The sequence below is a fragment of the Microbispora sp. H10670 genome, assembly GCF_014161385.1.
GTDB classification, from domain to species: Bacteria; Actinomycetota; Actinomycetes; order Streptosporangiales; family Streptosporangiaceae; genus Microbispora; species Microbispora triticiradicis.
In genome coordinates, this window is sequence record NZ_JABBWW010000008.1 from 169766 (window position 1) to 181843 (window position 12078).

At 70.3% G+C, this 12078-nt stretch carries 9 protein-coding genes; 3 read left to right on the forward strand and 6 right to left on the reverse strand.

The window, feature by feature from the left end; translation table 11 throughout:
- Positions 1–8: 8 nt before the first annotated feature.
- Both HHX33_RS14385 and HHX33_RS14390 read right to left on the reverse strand, forming a co-directional pair.
- Positions 9–1712 carry a SpoIIE family protein phosphatase gene (locus HHX33_RS14385; RefSeq protein WP_182875029.1) on the reverse strand — a complete coding sequence of 568 codons (1704 nt, stop codon included), beginning with the start codon at positions 1710–1712 and terminating at the stop codon, positions 9–11.
- Positions 1713–2554: 842 nt separating this feature from the next.
- Positions 2555–4090, reverse strand: a complete 1536-nt coding sequence (locus HHX33_RS14390) for an alpha/beta fold hydrolase (protein ID WP_182875030.1) — start codon at positions 4088–4090, stop codon at positions 2555–2557.
- Positions 4091–4295: 205 nt separating this feature from the next.
- On the opposite strand from HHX33_RS14390, the gene HHX33_RS14395 reads away from it, so the two are divergent.
- The gene (locus tag HHX33_RS14395) at positions 4296–5243 is read left to right on the forward strand and encodes a methyltransferase domain-containing protein (protein WP_220501813.1); all 948 of its coding nucleotides are present in this window, start codon (positions 4296–4298) and stop codon (positions 5241–5243) included.
- 224 nt (positions 5244–5467) lie between these two features.
- The gene (locus tag HHX33_RS14400; protein WP_182875031.1) at positions 5468–6298 is read left to right on the forward strand and encodes an MBL fold metallo-hydrolase; all 831 of its coding nucleotides are present in this window, start codon (positions 5468–5470) and stop codon (positions 6296–6298) included.
- A 9-nt stretch (positions 6299–6307) separates the two neighbouring features.
- Here the strand turns inward: HHX33_RS14400 and HHX33_RS14405 are convergent, their stop codons facing one another.
- Positions 6308–7072, reverse strand: a complete 765-nt coding sequence (locus tag HHX33_RS14405) for an SDR family NAD(P)-dependent oxidoreductase (RefSeq protein WP_182875032.1) — start codon at positions 7070–7072, stop codon at positions 6308–6310.
- Between the two features lie 34 nt (positions 7073–7106).
- Complete coding sequence (locus tag HHX33_RS14410; RefSeq protein WP_182875033.1) at positions 7107–7667, reverse strand: NADPH-dependent FMN reductase; 561 nt, start codon at positions 7665–7667, stop codon at positions 7107–7109.
- 86 nt (positions 7668–7753) lie between these two features.
- Here HHX33_RS14410 and HHX33_RS14415 point away from each other — a divergent pair, with 86 nt between their 5' ends.
- On the forward strand, positions 7754–8212 hold the full coding sequence (locus tag HHX33_RS14415; protein WP_182875034.1) for a MarR family winged helix-turn-helix transcriptional regulator: 459 nt from the start codon (positions 7754–7756) through the stop codon (positions 8210–8212).
- Between the two features lie 104 nt (positions 8213–8316).
- Here HHX33_RS14415 and HHX33_RS14420 read toward each other — a convergent pair whose 3' ends face one another.
- Entirely contained in the window at positions 8317–10119 is a 1803-nt protein-coding gene (locus HHX33_RS14420) for an ABC transporter ATP-binding protein (protein WP_310741373.1), read from the reverse strand.
- A complete protein-coding gene (locus tag HHX33_RS14425; protein ID WP_182875035.1) occupies positions 10116–12077 on the reverse strand; it encodes an ABC transporter ATP-binding protein in 1962 nt (653 codons plus the stop codon). The genes HHX33_RS14420 and HHX33_RS14425 overlap by 4 nt, the downstream gene beginning before the upstream one ends.
- Between the last annotated feature and the right edge of the window lies 1 nt (position 12078).

Below are 12078 nucleotides of genomic sequence, written 5' to 3' on the forward strand. Positions count from 1 at the left end.
TCGGCCGGTCAGGCGCCGGCGCCGCACGCCGGAAGGCGTGACGCGAGAAGAGCGACGTCGTCGGTGGTCCCGTGGGGTACGCGTCGCACGATCTCGTCGCACACGTCCTCCAGCGAAAGGTGAGCTATGGCCGCGGCCTGCGCCCGCAGCCGGGCCAGTCCGGTGGCCAGGTCGCTGCCGGGACTTTCGACGAGGCCGTCGGTGTAGAGCAGGAGGGTGCTCCCAGCGGGCATCGGTTCGACGGCGTCGCGCCTGGTCGACTCGATACCCAGGCGGAGCCCGAGCAGCAGATCCCGCCCTTGTTCCAGATAGCGGGCATGCCCGTCAGGGGTGACCAGCAGAGGCGGCGGATGCCCGGCGTTGCTCCAGCGCAACCGCCAGGGACCATCTTCGGAGCCTTCCACACGTGCCAGGATCATCGTCGCCATGGGCACGTCCGTGACGGCGGACATCGCCTGGTCCACCCGGTTGACGACCAGGCTGGGCGACACGCAGCGGTCCCACGCCAGCGTGCGCACCATGCTGCGCAGCTGGGCCATCTCAGCGGCGGCCGTGATGTCGTGGCCGACCACGTCACCGATGACCAGGGCGACGACGCCGTCGGGCAGCAGGAAGGCGTCGTACCAGTCACCCCCGACCTGAGACCCCACCGGGGCCGGAAGGTAGCGGGCGGCCATCTCAAGGTGGCCCACCTGCGGCAGCGGAGCCAGCAGGTGACGTTGCATCATTTCGGCCACCTCGCGTTGCCGGCCGAACAGGCGCGCGTTGCCCACCGCCAACCCCGCGCGACGTCCGATGTCGGTGACCAGCGTCACATCGGTGGCGTCGAAGGGGTGGACCGGGTCGGTGCGTGCCACGGTGAGAGCCCCCAGCACCTGCCGCTGGGTGCGTAGTGGCGTGATGATCGCCGACACCGCTCCCCGGGCTGCGAACAGCTCCCGCTCTGCGGCGGCCATGCCGGAGTCAGGTTTGCGGGCTATGTCGCCCGGCCCCAGCAAGACGGTCTCACCTCGATCCAGCACCCGCGCCAGCAGGGAACCGGGAGGCTCGGGCAGCGGGAACCCCGCCGCCTGATCAGCAGGAGGGATCACCACCACCCGCTCCACCTCGTCGTGCTCGACACGCAGATCCACCATCGCCCAGTCGGCCAACCGCGGGACGATCAGTCTGCCCAGCCGTCGCAAGGCCTCGTCCACATCCAGCGTCTGGGTCAGCACGGAGGTGATCTCGGTGACCAGCGTCAGGCGGGCGGTTGAGTCCTCCAACATGGCCAGTCGGCCGGCCTGCCGACGAGAGAGGTTCAGCCGCTCGGTTATGTCGGTGAAAACGACGATCAACCCGAGCACCTGCCCGCCCTCCAGTATCGGAGCGGCCGACAAGGAGACCGGCAACAGGCTGCCGTCACCCCGTAGGAACGTCGACTCTTCACCACGCGCCGGACGACCGTGCTCCAGCACCCCCATCAGCCGGCAGGTGGAGTGAGGAGTCAGCCCATCGTCGGCGCCCCTGTGCAGCAGGTCGTGGGCATCGGCGCCCAGCATCTCCGCTACTGGACGGCCCAGCAACGCCCCGGCCTGCAGGTTCGCCATAGTGATAAGTCCAGCAAGATCGGTCAGATAGATACCCGCCCCCGCGCTGTCGAAGGCCGCCTGCAGCAACCTCTGGTCGGGCAGCCCGGCATGCCCATGCGTGCTGGGCAGACGCCGCCTCATCGCCGCCCTGCCTTCCTCCGGTCGTCGCTGCCTACGCCCTACCCGCCGACACGCCGAGCACGCGGGGCAACGCAGCCACATCGCACCAGCCGACTCCCGCGAAGAAGCCGGAGGATCCCGGCCGCCGCCGACGACGAGGCACGGGCAGTACTCGCCAAGCGGGCCGACCGTAGTGGGTCATCCCTCCCGGCGCAACGCCGGTCCGAGCGCCTGCACTTCGCTTTCGACGCGACCTAAAGGGCGCATGGTTGCTCGATGGTTGCTCGATGGTTGCTCGTGTGCACGGGACACGGCGCGGCACACAGGGTGACTGAGCGGCAGACTCCCGGGGCCAAGGCGGACGGAATGATAGAAGGTGGCACGCGGCGGCAGTAGACGGTACTGATCAAGGGCGCTTTCAATCCGTCGGTTCAGGGTTCGAGTCCCTGGCGCCCCACCACTCCACACCCCATTTGACCTGCGGTTTCTCGGTTGAGATGGGTCTTGCGACGAGAAGTTGATCTCGTTTGGTTGCTCGTTGTCAGCTCGCGGGCACGGAGGATCGTGGTGAACGCCTCGGGTACCGCTTGGTGCTGCCGCCCCACATGACCCTCGCGCAGAAGCTTGAGTGGGAGGGCGGTGTCGGCGCGTTGATCGGGCCCGAAGTCCCGAAGGGGTCCCGGTGGCAAGGGAGCAGAATCCAACGAACCTGCCCCTGGCCAGGGGGTACTTGGGTTTGCTGGCCAGGGGTACTTGGGTTTGGAGGGTGCCTGACAATCTCTGCTGCTGCGGTTCGTACTGGTTTCGGTGCGTTCGTGAAGGTGGGTGGGGGCGCTCGCTTGTTTCCATGCTCAGGCCGAGGGTCAGCTCGCGGGCTTGAGGCCCGGGCAGCCCGCGTCGATCCGGCCCGTCTCGAAGTACTTCACCACCTCGGCGGCACACTCAGGCACCTTGGTGGTCGAGACGTGCACGTCGTCGGCCACCTTGTAGACGGTGCCACCGATGACGCGGCGGGTTTGCAGCGCCCAGTCGTAGACGGACATGTACTCGTACAGGTGCGCGGCCAGCACCAGCGATCCACCGTCCCGCTTCAGCGTGGCCTGCCGCACCGGCAGCGGCCAGCCGGAGCACAGCGCGGTCGTGCCCCAGGAGCGGCCGGTCGCCGGAAGGCGCTTCTGGAGCCGCTGGTAGTCATGCCAGGCGGTGTCAAAACTCGGTCGGCTGCTGTCCTCGTTGCACGTGACCGCCCAGTTCATGGTCATGTTCGTCATTTCGGGCGTGCCGGGCAGAGGTGCTCTCATCTGGGCGCCGAGCAGCTCCTTGACGGTGGGCGGGGCGGTAGTGGCCTTCGCTGTCCGCAGCTCGGAGAGGGCCTTGCCCGCGCGTGCCCACTCAGTCGAGTTGCGCCCGGCCAGGTTGGCGACGGCCGAGCCATCGATCGGCTGCGGCAGTTCGGTATAGGTCTTGGGGTTCTTGTCGTACCTGGTGACGAGCTTCACCACCTGCTCACGCACCTGCGTGGCGGTGGTGCCCAAACCGTAGATCGCCTCACGGCGTGCCAGCCAGGTGGCCATGCGGCCGAAGTTGCGCTCGACCGCCGCCGCGCTCTCCTCGATGTGCCTGTCGAAACGGGTCCACGGCGGCGCTGGGCTGTCCAGGAAGACCCGTCCGGTGTGCATGGGGAACAGGCTCCGGTACGCAGCGCCCAGATAGGTGCCCCAGGAGAAACCGAGCAGGTTGAGCGTGCGGTCGCCCAGTGCGGTCCGTACCCGGTCCAGGTCCCTGGCCACGGTGTCGGTGGTGAGCTGCCGGAGGAAGTCCGGGTCGGAGTTCGCGCACTTCAGGTTGGCCGCGACCTGGGCGTCGTAGATCTTCCTGGCCGACTCCTTGGTCAGCGGGCCCGGCTTGTCCGGGCCTCTCGGGCCGGGCTCGCAGACGACCTTGGTGCTGTACCCGACCCCGCGGGGGTCGAAGCCGATGATGTCGTACCGCTCGTTCAGCTCGGCCATCTCATCGTTTCTGAGCGCGGCCCGCAGGATCGGGTCCAGATATCCACTGCCGCCCGGCCCTCCCGGCAGGATGGCGACAGTGCCCAGCCGGTGGTCCTCGTCCGTGGCGGCCAGCCGGGTCACAGCGATGTCGATCTTCGGCCCACCGGGGTCATCGTGGTTCAGCGGCGCGCTGACCGTCCCGCACTCCAGGCGTTTCATCAGGGTACGGAAGTTCGCGACGTGATCCTGCGTCACGCCCAGGCTCCGGATCACCTCGTCGGAGTAGGTGGGGCAGGACTTCCACGACACGCTTGGGCTGGAGACGGTGGTGGCGCCCGCCGCGGAAGGCTGCGCCCCCAGCGCCGTCAGGGCCAGCGTCAGTGCCGCCAACGATGTTCGGTTCGTCATGCGGACTATCCCTAACGCTGCGGGTGTTCAAAAGGCGTAAGGCAACAACGGCGGCCGCCCCGCCTCATCACTGACGACATGATCCACACCGTCCTGCGGCGCTCTGTGACACAGAACGGATCGTTGTGCTCTGGGGGCTCAGTACCCCTTGCGGCGCGTCGCGGTGCAGAACCGTGCTGCAGGACGTGCGGGGTTCGCCGGCTGTGTGAGATATCCCTCTCCCGGCGTCGTGGCGCTGGTGGCCTGGGGAGGTGACCATGTGGTGATGACCTCCTCGCCCCGCCCGCCGCACGTCGGTGGCCGACCGGATCCGACAGGCGGGACTCCCGCGCTCGGCGGAGAGCCCGCCCGCGGGTACCTGCTGGACAACGCGCGCGCCGAGGCGGGCGAGCGATTCGTTTGGCTGGCCGAGCTGTTCGACGGTGTGACGCGGGGGCACTTCGATCGGCTGGGGGTCGGGGCCGGCTCGCGCTGCTGGGAGGTGGGGGCCGGTGGCCGCAGCATCCCGGAGGCGCTCGCGGCGGCCGTCGGTCCGACCGGGCACGTGCTGGCCACGGACATCGACCCGTCGTGGCTGGAGGCAGGCGACGGGTACGAGGTGCGCCGGCACGACGTCGCCGCTGATCCGCCCCCGGAGCCGGGGACGTTCGATCTGGTGCACGCCCGGCTCGTGCTGGTCCACGTACCCGACCGGGCTCGGGCGTTGGCCAACATGGCGGCGGCGCTGCGGCCCGGCGGCTGGCTGCTGGTCGAGGACGCCGACACCGCTCTGCAGCCACTGGCATGCCTGGACGACAGCGGCCCGGCGCAGCGGCGGGCCAACCGGCTGCGCGACGCGGTCCGGGAGCTGCTGACGCGCCGCCGCGCGAACCTGCGTTACGGCCGGACACTGCCGCGGGCACTGCGTGAGGCCGGCCTGGTGGATGTCGCCGCGGCGGGCTCTTTCCCGGTCGGCGGGCCGGCCTGCGACCGGCTGGAGGCGGCGACCATCCGGCACGTGCGCGGCGAGCTGCTCGCGGCCGGCCTGGCCGACGACGCCGAGATCGACGCGCACTTGGCCGCCATCCACGCGGGCGAACTCGACCTGACACTCGCGCCGCTGATCTCAGCCTGGGGACGCCGCCCAGCCGTCCACCCGCCGGCACTCGATTAGGTGCGGATCCATTCCGACCTGCCCACCGCGCTGTTCGTGAAGGAGATTTTCGGCCGTAGGAGTAGCCCCATACGTGCGGCCCCCTCGCCGAACACCTCGATGGCCTGGCTGATCGGGCACCCATACCGCGGCTCGCTCGCTTCGCTCCTACTGCTTGCAATTTGCTATCACCCGGTACTACCGTCGCGACAAGCGGTTGCAAATCACAAGCGGAAGGGGCCACCGTGCTGAGGCAGGTCGCGGACGGTGTGCTGGTCCACGAGAGCGAGTTCCTCCAGAGCAACGCCGTTGTCGTGCAAGGCCGCACCGGAGTGCTGCTCATCGACCCCGGGGTGCAGGACCACGAACTGGCCTGCCTCGCGAACGACCTGTCCCGTTCGGGCCAGACCGTTGTGGCGGGCTTCTCGACGCATCCTCACTGGGATCACCTGCTCTGGCACGCCCAGTTCGGCGCGGCCCCTCGTTACGGCACGGCCCGCTGCGCGGCCACCGTCCGGGATCAGCTGTCCGACCCGGATGCCAAGGCCCGCATCACCGCCCACCTGCTCCCGACGGGCATCGCCGAGCGGGTGCCGCTGGACCTGCTCGGCCAGATCACCGCCCTGCCCGCCGGGACGGCGCGGATTCCATGGGACGGCCCTCAGGTCCGGATCATCGAGCATCAAGCGCACGCACCGGGCCATGCGGCGCTGTTCGTCGAAGAACGCGGGGTTCTCGTCGCCGGCGACATGCTCTCTGATGTCCTGATTCCGATGCTCGACTTCGCCGACACCGCCGACCCGATCGAGGACTACCTCGCAGCGCTGCGGCTGCTCGACGGCGTGGCGGGCGACGTCGACGTCCTCGTCCCCGGCCACGGGTCGGTCGGCGATGAGGTACGCGCACGGATCGACCAGGATCGGGCGTACGTGCACGCCTTGCGTGACTCCCATGTTCCCGGCGACCCTCGGGTCGGCCCGTCGGCCAAGCCCGGCTGGGAGTGGGTGAGCGATGTGCACGACGGGCAGGCCGGGCGTCTCGCCAGAAGAAACGAGCGCGACGGGACGCCCGGCTAGCCATACCGGCTACCAGGCGGTCGCGCCGCCGTCGGCCGCGTAGTTGGCGCCCGTGATGTACGCCGCCCGGTCGGAGGCGAGGAAGGCCGCCAGCTCGACGATCTCCTCCGGCCGGGCGAAGCGCTTGAGGAGCGTCTTGCGGGTTATCGCGTCCCTGGCCGCCTGGTCGTCGCCGAGATCGCGGTCGCTCGCCGGGGTGAGGACCGGCCCAGGGCTGATCGCCACCGCGCGGATCCCGTGGCGCGCGCCTTCGAGCGCGAACTGCCGGGTCATGCCGATGACCCCGGCGTTCGCCGCGCTGTGCGCGACCATCGGGGGGACCTCGCCGGCGATCGTGCCGGCCATGGACGCGACGTTGATGATGACGCCGCCGCCCCGCCGGACCAGGTACGGCCAGGCGAACTTCGACACGAAGAAAGGAATGTCGAGTTCGCCGGCGATGGTCGCCCGCCAGTCCTCGACCGAGAAACCGGGCAGCGGCCCGAAGCGGGGCATGGCCGCGTTGTTGTAGACGACGTCGAGCCCGCCATAGGCCGCCACGGCCTCGTCGACCAGCCGCCGCGCCTGTTCCGGATCGGTGAGGTCGACGGGCGCGACGCCCGTCATGTCGCCTCCGGCGCGACGGACGAGTTCCACCGTCTCGTTGTTGGCGTCGACCTGGATGTCGCACCCGACGACCTTCGCGCCTTCTCGCGCGAAGACCAGCGACGCGGCCCGGCCCTGACCTCCGGCGGTGCCGGTGATCAGCACCACCTTGCCGTCAAGCGTTCCCATGGGGTTCCTCCTGATCCCTGTGTCGCGCACGAGCTCAGCGGGCGCGCATCGGCGCGAGCGCCGTGCTCCACGCCACGACCTGGTCCAACATCGCGGTGAGCGACTGAAGCTGGAACTCGTTGGGCGTGAACACACTGAAATCCTTGAAGTCGGTGAAGAGCGACAGCGCCACCTGGGCCCGTACGTCGGCCATCTGGAGCTCACCGGCGATCAGGCGCAGGTGTTCCACCGCGCGGGTGCCGCCGACCGAGCCGTAGCTGACGAAACCGACGGCTTTGTTGTTCCACTCGCCGTACAGGAAGTCGATGGCGTTCTTCAGCGCACCCGACGTCGAGTGGTTGTATTCCGGCGTCACCATGACGAACCCGTCGAACGAGGCGATCTTGCCGGCCCATGCGATCGTGTGCGGCTGCGTGTACTGGCCCAGCGACGGCGGCAGCGCCTCGTCGAGGTGCGGGAGTTTGTAGTCGAGCAGGTCGACGAGCTCGAACTCCGCGTCGGTCCGCTGCGCGGCGACCTGGTGCACCCAGCGGGCGACGGCCTCCCCGTTGCGTCCGGGGCGGGTGCTGCCGAGGATGATCCCGATTCTGGTCATGACGATCTCCACTTCCGTCGGGGAAATACTTGCTTCGCGAAGGAAGAGTATGAGTACTTCGTTCGTGAAGCAAGTAGGATGTGACTATGACGACATCACGGCCGGTGCGGCCGCTGAGCGCCGACGAGGACGCGTTGGTCCGCGCGCTCCCCCGCCTGATCTACGCGCTGCCCCGCGCCATCGACGCCGACATGGTGCGCGAACAGCAGTTGCCGCTCATCGAGTGGACCGCCCTGATGCGGTTGTCGGAGGCGCCGCAGCGGCGGATGAGGATGGGCGAGCTCGCGGTCGCCTGCGAGCTCTCCCTGAGCGGGATGACCCGCATCGTCACCGTCCTGGAGCGGCAGGGCCTGGTCGAACGGGTCAGGTGCGACGACGACGCCCGCGGGTTCAACGCCGTCCTCACCGACGCCGGCCTCGCCCGCCTGGAACAGGCGTGGCCGAGCAACCTGGCCAGCGTGCGCCGGCACTTTCTCGACCACCTCGAAGGCGTCGATCTCGCGCGCCTCGCCAGTGCGATCCAGAACGTCGCGGGTAACGCCTGACGCGGAGCTCGGGCCGTGCCAGGTGAGCACCGCACCTGCGCACGCCGCGCCGTCGTGGGCCGCTCCCGGGGTGCGGTACGGGACCGTCGACGCGGCAGAACCGCTCAGTTCGCCGTGTACGCCCTGGCCTGGATGCCGTAGAGATCGGCGTAGCGCCCGCCGAGCGCGAGGAGTTCGGCGTGCGTACCGGCCTCCATGATCCGGCCTGCGCCGAAGACCAGGATCTGGTCCGCTCCGGCGATCGTGGAGAACCGGTGCGAGACGATCATGGTGACGGCTCCCGTCCGCGCGGCCAGCTCCCGCGCGCGGACCATGTACCGCTCCAGGATGGCGCCCTCGCTCGGCGCGTCCAGCGAGGCGGTCGGCTCGTCGAGGACGAACAGCAGGGGGCCTTGACGCATCGACGCGCGCGCGAGCGCGGTCTTCTGCCATTGGCCCCCGGAGAGTTCGACGCCTCCGAAGAGCCGGCCGAGCTGCGTGTCCATCCCGTTCGGCAGGCGCCTGACGAGCCCGTCCGCGTCCGCGGCCGCAACGGCGTCGGCGAGGCGTCCGGCGGCATCGGCGTGGGGCAGGTCGCCGAGCCCGACCGTCTCGGCGAACCGGATGCGGAACCTCCCGAAGTCCTGGAAGGCCGCACTGCACCGCGACCGCCACGCCTCGGTGTCCAGGTCGGACAGATCGGTGCCGTCGACCCGGATCGTGCCGGCGTCCGGGGTGTAGAACTTGGTCAGCAGCTTCACCAGCGACGTCTTGCCGGAGCCGAACTCGCCGACGATCGCCACCACCGAACCGGCCGCGAGGTGGAAGCTCACGTCGTCCAGCACCGGGCGGGCCGTGCCCGGGTAGGTGAAGGTCACGCCCTCGAAGGCGATGCCGTCGCGCAGAACGGCGGGCGCCGGCAGCCGCTGCCCGGTCTGCCGGTGCCGCGCGACGTAGTCGCGCAGCCACAGGTACGGCTCGACGTAGGTGCCGGCGTTGAGTGCGACGCCGGCCCGGACCAGGGCCGACTGGACCGAGTCGCGCAGGGCCACGGCGACGGTGAGGGTGAGCACCACGTCGCCCGCGCTCGCGCGCCCGGTCGCGGCGAGACGCAGGACGAGCACGAGTCCGGCGGTGAAGCAGAGGCTGAACATGAGCCAGCCGCCCAGCCGCCATCCGGCCGAACGCAGCCGTGCCGCCGTACGGCGGACCACCGCCTCGTCCCACGCGGCTCGCTGCCGCCGGGAGAGCTCTCCGCCGACGCCGGCCACCCAGATCTCCTTGCTCGTGGCGGCCTGCGTGGCCAGCGTGAAGAGGTGCCGCTGCAGCCGGAACGACTCGGCGGTATCGGTCTCCGCCCGGGCCACGCCACGCTGACCGTGCTGGTCGAGCGCCAACGCGACCCCTGCCGCGACGAGCAGCGGCAGCAGGACAGGGCTGACCGTACCGAGCAGCAGCATGAGAAGGAGCAGGCGCAGCCCGGCGAACACGACGTCGATCACGCTCCACAGCCCGTGCGTGAGCTTCCACGACGCGTGGTCGAGCACGGTCACCCGGTCGAGGAAGTCGCTGTGCTCCAGGTGCTCGAGCGTCTCCACCGACGCCAGGAAGCGCTGGATCCTCGGTTCCAGGTGCAGCTGCGCCACGGAATCCGCGACGATCACGGACAGGTGGGTCTCCAGGCTCGGGCCGAGCACCGTCGCCGCGGCCGCGAGGGCGGCGCAGCCGGCCATGACCATGGCCTCCGTCGAGTGCCCGGCGAGAGCCTGGTCGATGACCGCGCGGGTGGACAGCGCCAGCGCGGCGGTGGTGCACGCCGAGACGAGTTTGAGGCCCAGCAGCATGACGACCTGCGGTCGGTCGGCTCGCCACGAGAGGGCGAACAACTCACCCCACAGCCGTACGGAACTCCATCGGCGCGAGCTCACGAGATCTCACCGTCCTCGACGCAGTCGCTGTAGCCCTGCCGGAATCGCTCCGCCTGGATGTTGAACAGGTTCGCGTAGACCCCGTCGGCCGCCATCAACTGCGCGTGGCTGCCGGACTCGGTAACCCGTCCGCGGTCTATCAGCACGATCCGGTCCGCCTGCCGCACCGTGGAGAGGCGGTGCGAGATGAGCACCACGGCGGCGTCACCCCGGTACGTGGCCAACCGGTCGAAGACCTCGAACTCGGTCTGCACGTCGAGGTGGGCGGTCGGCTCGTCCAGAACCAGTACGCGCGCTCCCGTACGCATGGCGTAGAGGGCGCGGGCGAGCCCCACCTGCTGCCACTGCCCGCCTGACAGGTCCACTCCGCCCCGGCGGGTCCGGGCGAGCGGGGTGTCCCACCCGAGGGGGAGGCGGTCCACCACCGCGTCCAGCCCCGCGGCCAGGCCGGCGGCCTCCACGGCGTGGCGGTCCGGCGGAACCCGCGAACTGCCCAGCGCCACGTTGTCCGCGACCGACAGGTGGTAGCGGACGAAGTCCTGGAAGACGACCGACAGATGTCGCCGCCACCTGTCGAGGCCGATGTCGCGGATGTCGGCGCCGTCATAGGTGATCCGGCCGCCGGTCGGCTCGTAGAGACCGGCCAGGAGTTTGACGAGCGTCGACTTCCCGGCGCCGTTGAGGCCGACCACCGCGAGCAGCTCCCCCGGCCGGATCTCCAGGTCCAGCCTGTCGATGACGGCGCGGTCGCTGCCGGGATAGGTGAAGCTGACCTCCTCGAACCGCACCGTGCGAGCCTGCGCCTCCGTGCCCACCCGCGGCTCCGTGTCCACCCGCGGCGCCGTGTCCACCCGCTGCGCCGTCCGCCCCGGCGCTCCCGCGTCCGAAGCGCCCGAAGCATCTGCAGCGTCGGAAGCCTCCAGGGGTACGGAGGCCGGCGGCACGTCAAGCGCCTCGCGCAGGCGGTCGGAGGCGTCGAGCGCGCTGACGGCGCCGAGCACGTCCCGCGGGTCACCCCAGAAGGTGCGGTAGATCACCGCGCTCGCCGATATCGCCGCGGTGCCGGCCGCCAGCGACACACGCCCGGTCGCGGCCAGGTACGCCGCCGAGACCATCGCGGCCGCCAGCGGACCGACGACCATCGGCGCCAGCAGCCGGTGCCGGGTCAGCGATGCCCGCTGATGAGCCCAGACCGGCGCGTACTGCTCGCGCGTGTGGTGCAGCTGGCGCCGCACGACGTGCTCGCCGAGGCCGAAGATGCGCACTTCCTTCGCCGGCCCGGCGTCGAGGTTCGCGTCACTCCACACCCGGCGGCGGTGGTACTCGGTCTGACCACCCCGCCACAGGACGAACCATCGGTCGATGTCACGGCTGCTCAGCCACTGCACCGCGATCGCCGGAAGCACGAGCAGCGGGACGAGCCACCACGCGCAGACGGCGAGAACGACGGACGTGCTGGCCAGCGTGAGGGCGCGGCCGACCATGACCACGAGCGCGACGGCACCCGCGCCTGGGGTCCGTTCCGTCCAGTTGCGCGGATCGGCACGGGCGAGTTCGACGTGGCCCTGCACGGACGGCCGTTCCAGCGCGGCGATGGTGCGGCCGGTCGAGACGCGGCGGCTCAACTCGGACCGGTAGGCACCGTCCAGCCGAAACGCCACGAGGTAGTGCAGCGGCTCCTTCGCGGAGTCGATCAGGTTGCCGACGAGCATGACCCCGACCAGCGCCGCGGCCGGGAGCGTCAGCGCGCCGAGGCCGGCGGCACCCTCGCCCAGGGCCGCCACGAGGCGGCCGACCAGGAGCCCGAGAGCCGCGGCGGCGGCCGCGGGCGACAGGCTCTCGACGATCGTGACCACCACGAGGCCCCCGACCGGCAACGGGCCGGCGGCTCGCAGCATCTTCAGCAGACGCAGGCGTACCAGCACCTGCCGCCGCGCGGACACCCATGTCACAGGCATG